Annotated in this window: 15 protein-coding genes; 9 read left to right on the forward strand and 6 right to left on the reverse strand. The window is 69.3% G+C overall.

The genetic code is table 11. From position 1 onward, the window contains the following. Positions 1 to 29: 29 nt before the first annotated feature. The 3 genes from xerD to queG form a co-directional block, all read right to left on the reverse strand. Positions 30 to 998, reverse strand: a complete 969-nt coding sequence (gene xerD / locus DIE04_RS08845) for a site-specific tyrosine recombinase XerD (RefSeq protein ID WP_185500332.1) — start codon at positions 996 to 998, stop codon at positions 30 to 32. After that, positions 998 to 1,465, reverse strand: coding sequence for a methylated-DNA--[protein]-cysteine S-methyltransferase (locus tag DIE04_RS08850; RefSeq protein WP_124486964.1), 468 nt, complete (start codon positions 1,463 to 1,465; stop codon positions 998 to 1,000). The genes xerD and DIE04_RS08850 overlap by 1 nt, the downstream gene beginning before the upstream one ends. Before the next feature lie 63 nt (positions 1,466 to 1,528). Next, positions 1,529 to 2,764: a tRNA epoxyqueuosine(34) reductase QueG gene (queG, locus tag DIE04_RS08855; RefSeq protein ID WP_124486963.1), complete on the reverse strand. Its 1,236-nt coding sequence runs from the start codon at positions 2,762 to 2,764 to the stop codon at positions 1,529 to 1,531. Positions 2,765 to 2,781: 17 nt separating this feature from the next. Between queG and tsaE the strand changes: the two genes are divergently transcribed. Both tsaE and DIE04_RS08865 read left to right on the forward strand, forming a co-directional pair. Beyond that, positions 2,782 to 3,333 (forward strand): tRNA (adenosine(37)-N6)-threonylcarbamoyltransferase complex ATPase subunit type 1 TsaE, encoded by a 552-nt coding sequence (tsaE, locus tag DIE04_RS08860; RefSeq protein ID WP_044848561.1) that lies wholly within the window; start codon positions 2,782 to 2,784, stop codon positions 3,331 to 3,333. Beyond that, positions 3,315 to 4,850: an N-acetylmuramoyl-L-alanine amidase gene (locus tag DIE04_RS08865; RefSeq protein WP_124522990.1), complete on the forward strand. Its 1,536-nt coding sequence runs from the start codon at positions 3,315 to 3,317 to the stop codon at positions 4,848 to 4,850. Before tsaE ends, DIE04_RS08865 begins: the two co-directional genes overlap by 19 nt. Before the next feature lie 45 nt (positions 4,851 to 4,895). On the opposite strand, the gene DIE04_RS08870 is transcribed toward DIE04_RS08865, so the two are convergent. Next, positions 4,896 to 5,774, reverse strand: coding sequence for an EamA family transporter (locus tag DIE04_RS08870; protein WP_185500337.1), 879 nt, complete (start codon positions 5,772 to 5,774; stop codon positions 4,896 to 4,898). A gap of 252 nt (positions 5,775 to 6,026) precedes the next feature. Here DIE04_RS08870 and DIE04_RS08875 point away from each other — a divergent pair, with 252 nt between their 5' ends. After that, positions 6,027 to 6,908 (forward strand): pirin family protein, encoded by an 882-nt coding sequence (locus DIE04_RS08875; RefSeq protein WP_044848558.1) that lies wholly within the window; start codon positions 6,027 to 6,029, stop codon positions 6,906 to 6,908. A 52-nt stretch (positions 6,909 to 6,960) separates the two neighbouring features. Then, positions 6,961 to 7,809 carry a thioredoxin gene (gene trxA, locus DIE04_RS08880; RefSeq protein ID WP_044848557.1) on the forward strand — a complete coding sequence of 283 codons (849 nt, stop codon included), beginning with the start codon at positions 6,961 to 6,963 and terminating at the stop codon, positions 7,807 to 7,809. Between the two features lie 102 nt (positions 7,810 to 7,911). Here trxA and tcdA read toward each other — a convergent pair whose 3' ends face one another. Next, positions 7,912 to 8,769 carry a tRNA cyclic N6-threonylcarbamoyladenosine(37) synthase TcdA gene (gene tcdA, locus DIE04_RS08885; RefSeq protein ID WP_044848556.1) on the reverse strand — a complete coding sequence of 286 codons (858 nt, stop codon included), beginning with the start codon at positions 8,767 to 8,769 and terminating at the stop codon, positions 7,912 to 7,914. Between the two features lie 128 nt (positions 8,770 to 8,897). Here tcdA and pdxH point away from each other — a divergent pair, with 128 nt between their 5' ends. The 3 genes from pdxH (at position 8,898) to DIE04_RS08900 (ending at position 12,242) form a co-directional block, all read left to right on the forward strand. Next, positions 8,898 to 9,542 (forward strand): pyridoxamine 5'-phosphate oxidase, encoded by a 645-nt coding sequence (pdxH, locus tag DIE04_RS08890; protein WP_124522989.1) that lies wholly within the window; start codon positions 8,898 to 8,900, stop codon positions 9,540 to 9,542. Between the two features lie 130 nt (positions 9,543 to 9,672). Next, the gene (locus DIE04_RS08895; RefSeq protein WP_124522988.1) at positions 9,673 to 10,893 is read left to right on the forward strand and encodes a cyclopropane-fatty-acyl-phospholipid synthase family protein; all 1,221 of its coding nucleotides are present in this window, start codon (positions 9,673 to 9,675) and stop codon (positions 10,891 to 10,893) included. Positions 10,894 to 10,916: 23 nt separating this feature from the next. Then, positions 10,917 to 12,242, forward strand: coding sequence for a DUF72 domain-containing protein (locus DIE04_RS08900; RefSeq protein ID WP_124522987.1), 1,326 nt, complete (start codon positions 10,917 to 10,919; stop codon positions 12,240 to 12,242). 45 nt (positions 12,243 to 12,287) lie between these two features. On the opposite strand, the gene msrA is transcribed toward DIE04_RS08900, so the two are convergent. Further along, a complete protein-coding gene (gene msrA / locus DIE04_RS08905; protein WP_044844456.1) occupies positions 12,288 to 12,848 on the reverse strand; it encodes a peptide-methionine (S)-S-oxide reductase MsrA in 561 nt (186 codons plus the stop codon). Positions 12,849 to 13,411: 563 nt separating this feature from the next. On the opposite strand from msrA, the gene DIE04_RS08910 reads away from it, so the two are divergent. Next, positions 13,412 to 14,818, forward strand: a complete 1,407-nt coding sequence (locus tag DIE04_RS08910; RefSeq protein ID WP_124486957.1) for a selenium-binding protein SBP56-related protein — start codon at positions 13,412 to 13,414, stop codon at positions 14,816 to 14,818. Continuing rightward, the gene (locus DIE04_RS08915; RefSeq protein ID WP_124522986.1) at positions 14,815 to 15,480 is read left to right on the forward strand and encodes a hypothetical protein; all 666 of its coding nucleotides are present in this window, start codon (positions 14,815 to 14,817) and stop codon (positions 15,478 to 15,480) included. Before DIE04_RS08910 ends, DIE04_RS08915 begins: the two co-directional genes overlap by 4 nt. The last annotated feature ends 278 nt before the right edge of the window (positions 15,481 to 15,758 follow it).

Genomic DNA, 15,758 nt, shown 5'->3' on the forward strand with positions numbered 1-15,758 from the left:
ATCCCGCGCGTGGGCCGGCGCGCGCCGCGCTAGCCGCGCGGGTGGTGTTGCGCGTGCAGCGTCTTCAGCCGCTCGCGCGCGACGTGCGTGTAGATCTGCGTGGTCGAGATGTCGCTGTGGCCGAGCAGCAGCTGCACGACCCGCAGGTCGGCGCCGTGGTTCAGCAGGTGCGTCGCGAACGCGTGGCGCAGCGTATGCGGCGACAGGTGCGCGCGCACGTCGGCCTGCTGCGCGTGGCGCTTGATGATGTTCCAGAACTGCTGGCGCGTCATCCCGTCGCCGCGCGCGGTCACGAACAGCGCGTCGGCCGCGCGCGCGCCGAGCAACGCGGGCCGCGCGTCGCGCAGATAGCGTTCGATCCAGCCGTGCGCGACTTCGCCGAACGGCACGAGCCGCTCCTTCGAACCCTTGCCCATCACACGCACGACACCCTCGTTGAGCCCGACCTCGACGGTCTTCAGCGTCACGAGCTCGCTCACGCGCAGCCCGCTCGCATACATCAGCTCGAGCATCGTGCGATCGCGCAGGCCGAGCGGCGTGCCGATGTCGGGCGCGCCGAGCAGCGCTTCGACCTGCGCCTCGGACAGCGTCGACGGAAACCGCGCGGCCTGCTTCGCCGACGTGATCCGCAGCGTCGGGTCCGCGCTCGCGTGACGCTCGCGCACGGCCCAGCCGTAATAGCGCCGGAACACCGACAGCCGCCGGTTCGACGACGTCGCCTTGCCGTCGCTGCGCGCGGCGATGTAGCCCGTCAACATCGCTTCGTCGGCCGAGTCGAGCGACGTGTCGTGCGTCGCGGCCAGCCATTGCGAAAACAGCGCCAGGTCGCGCCGGTACGCATCGAGCGTGTTTCGCGCGAGCCCATGCTCGAGCCACAGCGCATCGCAGAACACGTCGATCGACGCGCGGCTCGCGAGCAGCGCGGGCGATGCGGCGGCCGCGGCATCGCTGGCGTCGGATGCGGAATCGGAATCGGGGGAAAGCAACGGTTCGCTCATCAGTACGGCACGCCTTCATGCGCCAGCAGCCAGCGCTTCACTTTCTGGTAATAGCCATTGTCGTCGTGATTCGCGAAACCGCCGAGGCCGCCGGCCGCGACGACACGATGACACGGGATCACGAGCGGGAAATAGTTCGCGCCACACGCCTGGCCGACCGCGCGCGGCGCGCTGCCGATCCGCTTCGCGACCTGCCCGTAGGTCAGCACCGTGCCCGGCGGAATGTCGCTGATCACGTTCCACACGCGGTGCTGGAATGCACTGCCGACGTCGGCGAGCGGCAGGTCGAAGCGCGCCGACGCACGCTCGAAATAACGTTCGATCTGCTCGACCGCGCGCTTCGCGAGCGGCGAATCCGGATCGACCGACTTGACCGACTCGGGTAGATAGACGATCTCGCGCACCACCGCGGCATCGGTGCGGATGCCGACCTTGCCGAACGGCGCGTCGATGACTGCGTTGAACATGAACTTCTCCTGACCGGTGAAACACGCGGCGCCGCCGCGCGCCGACGACACTTTACGCCGCCTTCATGCGGCACGCAGCGCCCATTCGACATGCTCGCGCACGACCGGCGACGGATCGTCGGCCCGCGCGCGCAACGCGGCGACGATCGCGGTGCGCGCTTCGGGTGCGAGCCGATCGGCCGGCGCGCGCAACGCATTGCCGAGCCCGACCGCGAGATTGCGCAGCCAGCTTTCGTAACCGATGCGCCGGATCGCGCTGCCCTGCATCCGCGTGTCGAACGCGTCGGCGTCCCACGCGAACAGCTCGACGAGCGTCGCGCGGTCGAGCCCGTGCCGCACGTCGAAATCGGCGACGGGCGCGGCCTGCGCGAACTTGTTCCACGGACACACGAGCTGGCAGTCGTCGCAACCGTACACGCGGTTGCCGATCATCGGCCGCAGCGGCTCCGGAATGCTGCCTTTCAGTTCGATCGTCAGGTACGAGATGCAGCGGCGCGCGTCGACGCGATACGGTTCGACGATCGCGCCCGTCGGGCACGCGCCGATGCAGCGCGTGCAGCTGCCGCAGTGCGCGCCGGGCGTCTCGGGCGCGCGCTCGGGCGCCGTTTGCGCGTCGGTCGGCAGCGGCACGTCGACGTAGATTTCGCCGAGGAAGAACAGCGAACCCGCGTCGCGCTGCAGCAACAGCGTGTGCTTGCCGCGCCAGCCGACCCCGGCCTTCTGCGCGAGCTCGACCTCGAGCACCGGCGCCGAATCGGTGAACACGCGGTAGCCGAATGCGCCGATCTCGCGCTCGATGCGCTCCGCGAGCGTCTGCAGCCGGTTGCGCAGCACCTTGTGATAGTCGCGGCCGCGTGCGTAGATCGACACGACGGCCGCCTGCGGATCGTCGAGACGCGCGCGCTCGCGTGCGCGCCAGTCGTGCGGCGCGAGCGCGCCGGATGACGCATCGGGTGGGTCGGCGGCGAGCGTTTCGGCCGGCAGATAGGCGAGCCGCGCGGAAATCACGCGTCGCGTACCGGCCACAAGTTCGGCCGGCCGCGCGCGTTTCATCCCGTGTTTCGCCATATAATCCATTTCGCCGTGGTACCCGGCTTCCAGCCAGGCGGCGAGGCCTGCTTCGGCATCCGAGAGATCGGTATCGCTGATGCCTATCGCCCCGAAACCCAATTCGCGCCCCCACGCCCTGATGCGCGCGGCGAGCGCAGCCAACGTCGCATCATCGAGCGCGCACGGCGCCGCGCCTTCGGCACGAGTCGAAGGCCTGTCGGATGCGGCGAGTTCCGGTAATCGGTTCATCGCACTATTTTACGAGAATGCCAGCCACGTCCCATACGCCTCATGCCGACACGCTGCCCGCCCCGCTCGCGGAGCGCGTGATCGCACTCGCCGACGAAGCGGCGACCGAGGCCTTCGGCACCCGCTTCGCGCACGCGCTCGACGCGGCGCGCAGCGAACTCGCCCATGCACACGCGTTCAACGGGCTGCAGATCCAGCTGATCGGCGACCTCGGCGCGGGCAAGACGACCCTCGTGCGCGCGATCCTGCGCGGCCTCGGCCACCCGGGGCGCGTGCGCAGCCCGACCTACACGCTCGTCGAACCGTACGCGTTCGCGCGCGACGACGGGGAACTTGAGGTCTATCACTTCGATCTGTATCGATTCAACGATCCGGCCGAATGGTCCGATGCAGGCTTTCGCGAGTATTTCAATTCCAGCGCGATCTGCCTCGTCGAATGGCCGCAGCAGGCGGGCCCCCTGCTCGGCGTGCCCGATCTGGTTTTCTCGCTCGACGTGGATGGCGACGGCCGCGCCCTCACCGTCCGTGCGTACAGCGCTTCAGGAAAGGCATGTCTCGAAAGATGTTGATCAAACCGTTCCGCTCGATCGAATCGGCGGCCACCGCCACGCACAACTGGCGGCGGCGCCAGATCCTGTGCGCGGGCGCGTCGACGCTGGTGCTCGGCCTCGTCGCGCCGCGGCTCGCGCACGCGTCGTCGGTGCTCGGCGTGCGTGTATGGCCCGCGCGCGATTACACGCGCGTCACGATCGAATCCGACCAGCCGCTGCAGAATAGCCAACAGCTGCTGCAGGGTCCCGACCGGCTCGTCGTCGACCTGAACGGGCTCGACCTCGACCAGGCGCTGCGCGACCTCGTGTCGAAGATCGCGCCGAACGATCCGCAGATCCAGTCGGTGCGCGTCGGCCAGTATCAGCCGCACGTGGTGCGGATGGTGTTCGACCTGAAAGGCTCGGTGAAGCCGCAGGTGTTCACGCTGCCGCCGGTCGGCACCTACAAGTACCGGCTCGTGTTCGACCTGTATCCGGCCGTCGCGCCCGATCCGCTGACCGACCTGATCGCGCAGACGGAACGCAAGGAACAGGCGCTCAACGACACCGCGCGCGCGCAGCAGGTGCAGCCGCCGGGCGCGCTGAACGGGCCGGCGACGCCGCCCGTCGCGGGCAACGACAACAGCGACGCGTTCTTCCAGCGCTTCGCGCAGAACACGCCGGCCGCGCCGCGCACGCCGCCGGCCGCCGCGACGCCGTCTTCGCCTGCCACGCCCGCGAAGCCGGCCGTCAAGCCGCCGCCCGTCATCGCGCGCCGCGACGACAGCGAGGACGACGGCGACACCTACAAGTTCACCGCGCCGAAATCCGGCAAGGGCGGCACCGTGCGCCTGCTGACGGTCGCGATCGACCCGGGCCACGGCGGCGAGGATCCGGGCGCGATCGGCGGCGGCGGCACGTACGAGAAACACGTCGCGCTCGACATCGCGAAGAAGCTGCGCGCGAAGATCGACGGCGCGCCGAACATGCGCGCGATGATGACGCGCGACGCCGACTTCTTCGTGCCGCTGAACGTGCGCGTGCAGAAGGCGCGCCGCGTCGGCGCGGACCTGTTCGTGTCGATCCACGCCGATGCGTTCACGACGCCGTCCGCGCGCGGCTCGTCGGTGTTCGCGCTGTCCGACCACGGCGCGTCGAGCGCCGCGGCGCGCTGGCTCGCGAACAAGGAGAACTCGTCCGACCTGATCGGCGGCATCAACATCAAGACCCAGGACGCGGCAGTCAGCCGCGCGCTGTTCGACATGTCGACGACCGCGCAGATCCGCGATTCGCTGCGCTACGGCAACTACGTGCTGAAGGAAGTCGGCGGCATCAACAAGCTGCACAAGGGCTCGGTCGAGCAGGCCGGGTTCGCGGTGCTGAAGGCGCCCGACATTCCGTCGATCCTCGTCGAGACGGCGTTCATCAGCAATCCGGAAGAGGAAAGCCGGCTGAACGACGACAGCTACCGCGACCAGATGGCCGACGCGATCTTCCGCGGCATCAAGCGTTACTTCGCCGCGAATCCGCCGCTCGCGAAGAGCCGGATGGCCTGACCGGCCACCCTGCCCCGCCGCCGGCACGCGCTGCGTGCCGGCGCGTCACAACGCCGCGAAGCGGCGCGCGAGCTTCCCGCCGAACACGTTCACCGCGAGCCCGCCCATCACGAGCGCGGCGCCGATCAGCTGCGCGTCCGTCAGATGCTCGTCGAGCAGCAGCGCCGACGACGCGAGCCCGACGATCGGCACCAGCAGCGAGAACTGCGCGACCTGGGCGGCCGGATAACGCGACATCAGGCGGCTCCACAAGCCGTAGCCGAGCAGCGTCGCGACGAACGCGAGATAGACGACCGCGAAGATCGACGCGCCGTTCAGCCCGAGCAGCGCGGCCTCGATCCGCTGCGGCCCCTCGAACCACAGCGACAGCAGGAAGAACGGCACCGGCGGCACGAGGCTCGCCCACACGACGAGCGACACCAGGTTGGCCTTGCCCAGCTTCTTCGTGACGATATTGCCGAACGCCCACATCGCGGCCGAGCAGAGGGTCAGCAGGAAGCCCGCGAGCGTCATCGCGCGGCCGCCCTGCGCAGCGATCACGACGAGTCCGGCCGCGGCGACCGCGAGCCCGACCAGGCTCTGCACGCGCAGCCGCTCGCCGAGGAACAGCATCGCGAACACCAGCGTGAAGAATGCCTGCGACTGCAACACGAGCGACGCGAGGCCGGCCGGCATGCCGACGTACATGCCGGTAAACAGGAGCACGAACTGGCCGAGCTGGATCGTCGCGCCATACAGGATCAGCATGCGCCACGGAATCTGCGGCCGGCGCACGAAGAACACCGCGGGCACCGCGGCGAGCGTGAAGCGCAGCGCGCCGAGCAGCATCGGCGGCATGCCGTGCAGGCCGACCTTGATCACGACGAAGTTCACGCCCCACGCCAGGATCACGACCAGCGCGAGCAGCAAGTCCTTCGGGGCCATCATCGGCGTCTCCTCGATTTTGTCGGATGGTTTCCTGAACGCCGCTCAGTCTACCGAATTTCGCCGCGCGACCCGATACCCGCGCGGTGCACATGGAATCGGCGCCAGGCACGGCGCCGTGGCCGCGCCGCACGACGCGTGCCTGCCCCGCGGCCGCATCGCGCGGCGGACATCCGGCTGCCCGTTGCACGCGTGGCCGCCGTGCCGCCAGTACAATGACCGGCATTCCTGCCGTTCCCCACGAGGCCCGCCATGACCGATCCGATCAAAGCCCTGCTGAAGCCGCACATCCGCGACATCGGCAACCTGCAGGTGCGCCGCACGCTGCCCGCGCTCGCCGCACGCCTCGTCGGCCCGTTCATCTTCTTCGATCACATGGGGCCCGCGACGCTGCCGGCCGGCACCGGGCTCGACGTGCGCCCGCATCCGCATATCGGGCTCGCCACCGTCACCTACCTGTTCGACGGCGCGATCCTGCACCGCGACAGCCTCGGCTCGCTGCAGGAGATCGTGCCGGGCGACGTGAACTGGATGACGGCCGGCCGCGGCATCGTCCACTCGGAGCGCACGCCCGACGCGCAGCGCGCGAGCGGCCACACGGTGCACGGGATCCAGACCTGGGTCGCGCTGCCGGTTGCCCACGAGACCACCGAGCCGTCGTTCGAGCACCATGCGGCCGACACGCTGCCCAAGCGCGACGAGAACGGCGTGTCGCTGACGGTGATCGCCGGCGACGCGTTCGGCCTGCGCTCGCCCGTCACGACGTTCTCGCGCACGCTGTACGTCGCCGCCGAATTCGCGGCCGGCGGCCGCCTCGAACTCGACGCGTCGCACGAGGAACGCGCGGTCTACGTGGTCGACGGTGACCTGTCGATCGACGGCACGCCGGTGCCGGCCGAGCAGATGGCCGTGCTCGCACCGGGCGCCACCGTCACGCTCGCGAGCGGCAACGGCGCGCGCGCGATGCTGCTGGGCGGCGACAAGATCGACGGCGAGCGCTTCATCGAATGGAACTTCGTCGCCAGCAGCCGCGACGCGATCGAGCGCGCGAAACGGGCGTGGACGAACCAGGAAATGGGCAAGGTGCCCGGCGAAACCGAGTGGATTCCGCTGCCCGAGTCGAAGCCGCGTTGAAAAAGGGGCGCGCCGCCCCCATCCTGACGACATTCGAACCGAAGAGAACGACATGGACACCACGCTTGCCACTTTCGAGAAAGACGTCATCGAGGCGTCGCTGGACACGCCCGTGCTGGTCGACTTCTGGGCGCCGTGGTGCGGCCCCTGCAAGACGCTCGGTCCGCTGCTCGAAAAGCTCGAAGCCGACTACGAAGGCCGCTGGAAGCTCGTGAAGGTGAACGTGGACGAGAACCAGGAGCTCGCCGCGCACTTCCAGACGCGCAGCATCCCGCACGTGATCGCGTTCGCCGACGGGCGCCCGGTCGACCAGTTCATCGGCGTGCTGCCGGAAGGCCAGTTGCGTGCGTTCCTCGACCGGCTGCTGCCCGCGCCCGACGAAGCCGAGCGCCGCGCCGCACAATACGCGATCGCCGAATCGCGCTACGACGATGCGATCACCCACCTCGAAGCGGCGCTCGCGCTGAACCCCGGCTTCGACGACGCGCGGCTCGACCTGATCGAACTGCTGCTCGCGAACAACCAGGTGGACGCCGCACGCGCCGAGGCCGAACGCCTGTCGCCGCAGACCGTGCAGGGCACCGATCCGCGCTACCAGGCGATCAAGACCCGTTTCGATGCGCTCGACGCGACGGCCGACCTGCCGCCGACCGACGCGCTCGAGGCGCGCATCGCGGCGAACCCCGCCGATCTCGACGCACGCTTCGACCTCGCGCAGAGCCTGATCGCGCGCCGCGCGTACGAAGGCGCGCTCGAGCAGTTGCTCGAAATCGTGCTGCGCGACCGCGCGTATGGCGACGACCTCGGCCGCCGTACGATGATCTCGGTGTTCGAGCTAGCGGGCGATCGCCCGGAACTCGTCGCCGCGTGGCGGCGCAAGCTGAGCATGGCGCTCAACTGACGAACGAACGGCCGGGCCGCGATGGCCTGGCCGACTCGCCTCGTCGCGCGCGGCGGGTCCGCCGCGCCGCAACATTCCCTGGCGCGTCGCTCGACGCCCCGATCAACCCGCGGCCCGCGCCGCGATCGCCCGCAACGCATGCGCGGCGGCCGCGAAACCGAAGCTCGCGGTCACGCACACGCTCGAACCGAACCCCGCGCAGTTGAGCCCCGCGACATGCGCGGCGGTGGACGGTTCCGCGCCATCCTCGATGTCGCACGCGGCCGCTTCCGGATAGATCAGCGGCTCGTCCGAATACACGGCGCTGACCTTGAAGCGCGCCTTCGGCCCGCGCGGAAAGCCGTGCTGCTTGCGCAGCTGCGCACGCACCTTCGAGAGCAGCGGATCCTGGATCGTCAGCGCGAGATCGTCGATGCGGATGCGCGTCGGGTCGAGCTGCCCGCCTGCGCCGCCGACCGTGACGAGCGGCTGCCCTTTCGCGACGCACCACGCGATCAGCGCGACCTTCGTGCGCACGCTGTCGATCGCGTCGATCACGTAGTCGAAGCCGCCGCCGAGCAGCGCGTCGAAGTTGTCGGGTTCCGCGAAATCCTCGATCCGGTTCACGCGGCACGCGGGATCGATCAGCGCGATCCGCTCGGCCATCGCGTCGACCTTCGGCTTGCCGTAATTGCCGTCGAGCGCGTGGATCTGCCGGTTCGTATTGCTTTCGGCGACGTTGTCGAGATCGATCAGCGTCAGCGTGCCGATCGCGCTGCGCGCGAGCGCCTCGGCCGTCCACGACCCGACGCCGCCGATGCCGATCACGGCCACGTGCGCGCCCTCGAACGCGGCGAGCGCCGGGGCGCCGTACAGCCGCGCGATGCCGCCGAAGCGGCGCTCGCGATCCACGTCAAGCTGGATTGTCGGGGTCGGGGTAAGATCAGAGGAACTGAGCGGGGCGGTGTCGGCAGCGGACATGGCAGCAAGGAAAACGTAAGTCGAGCAGCCCTCTATTTTGCCTGAACTCCCCGCCGGCACGCGCCACTGTGCACGCACGATTCTCGCGCGTTAGCTATACTGGCCCCAGATTGAAGCGTTCGCATAACATGACGACTCTCGCCGATCTCCGCATCAACTATTCGCGTGCTTCGCTCGACGAAGCCGATGCCGCCCCCGACCCCTTCGCCCAGTTCGATCGCTGGTTCAAGGAGGCGCTCGCCGCCAAGCTCCCCGAGCCCAACACGATGACGCTCGCCACCGTCGGCGACGACGGCCGGCCGTCGGCACGCATCGTGCTCATCAAGGCTGTCGACGAACGCGGGTTCGTCTTCTTTACCAATTACGGAAGCCGCAAGGGGCGCGACCTCGCCGCCCATCCGTACGCGGCACTGCTGTTCTACTGGATCGAACTCGAGCGCCAGGTGCGCATCGAGGGCCGGATCGAAAAGACCAGCGCCGACGAAAGCGACCGCTATTTCGCGTCGCGCCCGCTCGGCTCGCGCATCGGTGCGTGGGCGTCCGAGCAGAGCGCCGTGATCGACAGCCGCGCGACGCTCGAAGCGCGCGAGAAGGACGTGGCCGAACGCTACGGCGAGAACCCGCCGCGCCCGCCGCACTGGGGCGGCTATCGCGTCGTGCCCGACGCGATCGAGTTCTGGCAGGGCCGCCCGTCGCGGCTGCACGACCGCCTGCTCTATACGCGCGACGCCGCTGCGGCGTCGGGCTGGACGATCTCGCGCCTGTCGCCGTAAGCCGAACCGCGGCCGCGGTGCCGCTTGCCGGTCGTGTCTCGTGTTGCATCCGGGCGCCCGCCTCGCAGGAGGCGGGCGCCGGTCAAGATACTTGGCTGTATTCGATCCAACGAACAAACGGAGAATCCAAATGTTCTGGGAAAAGAAGCTGGCACAGTGGGCGGACGAAGTACGGGCGAAAGCGAACATACCGGCGCGCCTCGTGCTGTGGAACGGCGATCAACTCGATTTCGGCACCTTCAGCGCACCGCAGGTCACGCTGAAGGTCAACAGCGCGTCGGCGCTGCCGCTCTTGCTCGAACCGAGCCTCGACAATCTCGGCGAGGCGTACGTGAAGGGCAAGATCGACATCGAAGGCCGGCTGTCGGACATCATCAACATCAGCTATTCGCTCGCGCGCAGCACGGTCACCAGCGCGAGCAAGCTCGCGCGCGTGAAGCGCTACTTCAATCACACGAAGAACACCGACCGGAAGGCGATCCAGTATCACTACGACGTCTCGAACGAGTTCTACCAGCTGTGGCTCGACGAGAACATGGTGTACTCGTGCGCGTACTTCGAGAACGGCGACGAGGATCTCGCGACCGCGCAGATCAAGAAGATCGACCACATCCTGACCAAGATCCAGCTGGAGCCCGGCCAGCGCCTGCTCGACATCGGCTGCGGCTGGGGCGCGCTCGTGCTGCGCGCCGCGCAGAAGTTCGGCGCGACGTGCCTGGGCGTGACGCTGTCGCAGAACCAGTTCGATCTCGCGACCGCGCGCGTGAAGGCCGCCGGGCTCGAGGACAAGATCGAGATCCGCCTGCAGGACTACCGCGAGATCGACGGGCAGTTCGACCGCATCACGAGCGTCGGGATGTTCGAGCACGTCGGCCGCAAGAACCTGCCGCTCTATTTCTCACGCGTGCACGACCTGCTGACCGACGACGGCATCGCGATGAACCACGGGATCACGTCGACCGACGCGGAAAGCGGCGAAACGGCGCTCGGCGGCGGCGAATTCATCGACCGCTACGTGTTCCCGGACGGCGAGCTGCCGCACATCAGCCTCGCGCTCGAAGCGGCGCAGCGCGGCGGGCTCGAGGCGATTGACGTCGAAAGCCTGCGGCGGCACTATGCGCGCACGCTCGACATCTGGACCGAGAACTTCGAGGCGAAGGCGGACCAGGCGCGCGCGCTCGTCGACGACGAGAAATTCCGCATCTGGCGCGTGTACCTCGCCGGTTGCGCGTATGCGTTCGAACACGACGACGTGTCGATCTTCCAGATCGTGTGCCGCAAGGCCGGACGCAGCGCGAAAACGCTGCCGTGGTCGCGGCGCTACATGTACGAACACTCGCTGCCGCGCTAGGCGGCACTTCACGCTGGGCATGCATGGGTGACGGCAGGACGCGGCGCAACACGCCGCCGCAACGACAGCAGCGCGACGAACCGGACGGATCGCACGCCGACGGGCAGTTCGACCTGTTCGGCGGCGCGGCGCCCGACGACGCGCGCGCGGCCGCGCCCGCGGATGGCGACAGCGCTGCAGGTGCCGGCGCACGCGTGACGCCGGACGAACACGACACTGCGCGGCCGGCAAAGTCGCCTGCGCGCGCCGGCCGTGCATCGCCCCGTCCTTCCGCCGACCAGGAACCGGCGGAACCGCCCCCTGCCTCCGGCCTGCTGTGGGACGAACCGTCTCCACCGGCCGCGCCGCCGAAGAAAAGCCGGCGCCGGCGCGGCGTGCCGCCCGCCCCGGTTTCCGCGGAAGTCGCCGCCGCCGCGGCCGCGCTGCCGCCCAATGTGCGGCTCGGCACGTCGTCGTGGTATTTCCCCGGCTGGGACGGCATCGTCTACGACGGCGATTTCGCGCAGACGAAGCTGTCGCGCGAAGGGCTCGAGGCGTACGGCGCGCATCCGCTGCTGAAGAGCGTGAGCCTCGACCGCTCGTTCTACGGGCCGCTGTCGGTGGCCGATTATCTGCGCTACGCGCAACAGGTGCCGGACGACTTCCGCTTCGTCGTGAAGGCGCCGGCGTCCGTCACCGATGCGGTCGTGCGCGGCAGGCGCGGCGAGCCGTCGGGCCCGAACCCGACCTTCCTCGACGCGCAGCTCGCGACCCGGGAATTCGTGCAGCCGTGCCTCGAAGGGCTCGGCCGGAAGGCCGGCGTGCTGGTGTTCCAGTTCTCGCCGATGCCCGATCAACTGCTCGCCGAGCCGGCCGCGCTGATCGACCGGCTGTCGGCATTCTTCGCGGCATTGCCGCCGCTGCCGCCGGACGCCGACGGCACGCGCTACGCGATCGAGATCCGCGACGCGAGCCTGCTCACGCCGCGCTTCATCCGCGCGCTCGCGGCGCTCGGCGTGCGCTACTGCGTCGGCCTGCACGCGCGGATGCCCGACCCGCTGCGCCAGGCGGCCGCGCTCGCGCTGCTCGACGGCGATGCGCCGGGCCCGCTGATCGTGCGCTGGAGCCTGCACGGCGGCTTCAAGTACGAACAGGCGAAAGCGAAGTACGAGCCGTTCGACAAGCTCGTCGACGAGGACCCGGCCACGCGCGCGGCGCTCGCCGAGCTGGCCGCGCGCTACGCGCTGGCCGGACAGCCGGTGATCATCACGATCAACAACAAGGCGGAAGGCTCCGCGCCGCTGTCGTGCCTCGCGCTCGCGCGCGAGATCGCCGCCGCGTGCGCGCACTGGCGCAGCGAGGCGGCGTAGGGGTCGCGGCGCGGGTGCCCGCGCCGCTTGCGGCTGACGCGCCGATTACGCGCCGCGCTGCGACTTCAGCCGGTGCGAGAACTTCTGGCGGAATTTCGCGAGCTTCGGCCCGATCACGACCGAGCAGTAGCCCTGCCCCGGATTGCGTGCGTAATAGTTCTGATGATAGTCCTCGGCCGGCCAGTAGTTGCCGTCGAGCGGCACGACCTGCGTGACGATCGGCTGCCCGAACACCTGCTCGCGCTCCAGTTCGCGGATCACGTCGAGCGCGACGTCGCGCTGCGCGTCGGAATGCGTGAACACGACCGACCGGTATTGCGTGCCGACGTCGTTGCCCTGCCGGTTCAGCTGGGTCGGATCGTGCGTCGCGAAGAAGATCTCGAGGATCTCGCGATAACCGATGCGCGCCGGATCGAACGTCACGTTCACGACCTCGGCGTGACCGGTGTCGCCGTCGCAGACGTCGCGATAGCCGGGATTGCGCGTATGGCCGCCCGCATAGCCCGACTGGACGGCCGTCACGCCGTCGACGTCGAGAAACACGGCCTCCGTGCACCAGAAGCACCCGCCGCCCACAGTCGCGGTTTCAAGCATCTCGTTCACCATGAAATCAGTACCTCGTTGAAGACGGCGGCCGGCACGCAGGCACGCGCCGGCGCCGCCGGTCCTTATCGTCGCTGCCCGGTTGCCCGGCGCGCAGCGGCAGCGTTCAAGTATCTCACTCGCGCGCGAATCCGGCAGAACCGCATGCGCGCCGCGCGCCACCGGCTGCGCGTTTCTCGACTACACTTAGGCACGCTTCGCCGCGACGGCACACCGTCCGGCTGCACGCAGCGTCCGATGCATGCCCGCCCTGATGCCAACAACATCTGCCGGAACATCGATATGCACGCCTCAGCAGAAATCGCCCGCATGACGGGCCCGGCCGCCGGTGCCCCGCGCGCCGTCGCCTTCACCGCACCCTCGCGTCACCGTACGCCCGTTGCGCCGCCTGCGCGACGATCCGGCGCGCCGCGTTTCCCCGCTTTCCCGACCTGATGCACCGCACCGCGCGTCCTGCAATCGCGCGCCACCGCCTGTGCATTCCCGTCACGCAACCTGTTCGACCCGCACGCCCGCAGTGAACGGCCGTGCGCCCGTGATCCGATACAACCGAGAGAGGCACCACGATGAGCATGCGGCCTGACCCGACCTTTCACGCTTCGCCGGAACTTGCGATGCAGGCGCCGGCGGAGGAATTTGCCTATACGTTGTTGCTGAGCCCCGATTTTTCCAGGCCCGACGCGCTCGCCGTGATCGACGTGAAACCCGGCTCGGCGACCTACGGCAAGATCGTGCACACGGTGACGATGCCGAACACCGGCGACGAATTCCACCACTTCGGCTGGAATGCGTGCTCGTCGTCGCTGTCGCCGCTGACCGGTCACGCGTTTCTCGAGCGCCGCTTCCTGATCATCCCGGGCCTGCGCTCGTCGCGGATCTACGTGATCGACACGAAGCCGCACCCGACGCAGGCGCGTATCCACAAGATCATCGAGCCCGGCGAGGTGTTCGCGAAGACCGGCTATTCGCGGCCGCATACGGTTCATTGCGGCCCCGAGGGCATCTACGTGAGCACGCTCGGCGGCGCGGGCCCGGACGGCACCGACGGCGCGCCCGGCATCTTCATCATGGACTGCGAGACCTTCGACGTGCTCGGCCGCTGGGAAATCGACCGCGGCCCGCAGGACAAGCATTACGACTTCTGGTGGAACCTGCCGCGCGACTACATGGTGTCGAGCGAATGGGCGCTGCCGCCGCAATTCGAGAACGGCATCGTGCCGGAAGACCTGCTCGCGAACCGCTACGGCCACCGGCTGCATTTCTGGGACCTGCGCGCGCGGCGCAACGTGCAGACGATCGATCTCGGCGCGCAGCACCAGATGGCGCTCGAAGTGCGGCCCGCGCACGATCCGGTGCGCGAATACGGGTTCGTCGGCGTCGTGGTCGACACGACCAATCTCGAAGGATCGATCTGGACCTGGTGGCGCGAGGACGGCCAGTTCCATGTGGAGAAGACCGCGACGATTCCGCCCGAGCCGGCCGCCGCCGACGAACTGCCGCCGCTGCTCCAGGGATTCGGCGCGGTGCCGCCGCTCGTGACCGACATCGACCTGTCGCTCGACGACCGTTTCCTGTACGTATCGTGCTGGGGCACGGGCGAGATGCGTCAGTACGACGTGTCGGATCCGCGTCACCCGGTGCTCGCCGGGTCGGTGCGCATCGGCGGGATCGTGCGCCGCGCGCCGCACTCGAACGGCCGCGCGTTCGCCGGCGGCCCGCAGATGGTGGAAATCAGCCGCGACGGCCGGCGCGTGTACTGGACCAACTCGCTCTACTCGACGTGGGACGACCAGTTCTATCCGGACGGCGTGCCGGCCGCGCAGGTGCTCGCGCATGCGGGGCCGGACGGCGGGCTGACGCTCGCCGACGACTACTGGGTCGAGTTCCCCGACGGCTATCGCGCGCACCAGATCCGGCTGGAAGGCGGCGACTGCTCGACCGACTCGTTCTGCTATCCGTCGGTCAAGCGTTGAGCGCCGGCCTCTCCGCGCCGCTCGCGCTGTGGGCGGCCGTGCTCGCGAGCGGCGTCTATCACGGGCTCAATCCGGCGATGGGCTGGCCGCTCGCGGTGTCGAACGCGTTGATGACGCGCCGCGACGGCGCGCTCGTCGCGGCGCTCGGCTATCTCGCGCTCGGCCATGCGCTCGCGGTATTCATGGTGATGCTGCCGTTCGGGCTGCTCGCCGCGCTGCTTGCATGGCAGTCGGCGATCCGGATCGGCGCGAGCGCGCTCGTGATCGGCTTCGGCGCGGTGCTGCTGATCCGGCGGCGTCACCCGCGTGCGCTCGCGCGGATTCCGCCCGCGCGGCTCGGGCTGTGGTCGTTCGCGGTCGCGCTCGCGCACGGCGCCGGGCTGATGCTGGTGCCGATCTATCTGGGGCTTTGCGGGCTCGACACGGACGCCGGCGATCGCGCGGCGGCCACGCTCGTCGACGCGCATCTCGGGATGGCGCTCGTCGTCGCGGCCGTGCACGCGGCCGCGATGATCGGCACGGGCGGCGTGCTCGCGTGGCTCGTGTACCGCTATCTCGGGCTGAAGTTCGTCGCGCGGAGCTGGTTCAACCTCGATGCGGTGTGGGCGTCGAGCCTGATCCTGACGGGTGCGCTGTCGCTCGGGCTGGCGGCGGCGCGGTAGCGCACGCGCGATGGCTGCCGCGGCGGTCGCGCGTGATGCAGGGCGTGGCGGATGGCCTGCCGCATGGGCGGGCCACCGACCGCGCGCGATAAAACACGCCAGAAACGCCTCGGCGGGCCCGATCGCGGCGCCGCGCGACTGTGTTCGCTACCTCACGCTGGCCCCGCAATGCACCGTCCGCACGGGCCCGGCGGTCGCGATTCCGCTAAAATCGCGCCATGCGCACCACTTCCCGACCGACCGCCCTGGCCTTGCCGCCTTTCGTCCGCCGCGCCTCC

This window comes from Burkholderia sp. Bp8994 (assembly GCF_003853805.1).
Taxonomy (GTDB): Bacteria; Pseudomonadota; Gammaproteobacteria; order Burkholderiales; family Burkholderiaceae; genus Burkholderia.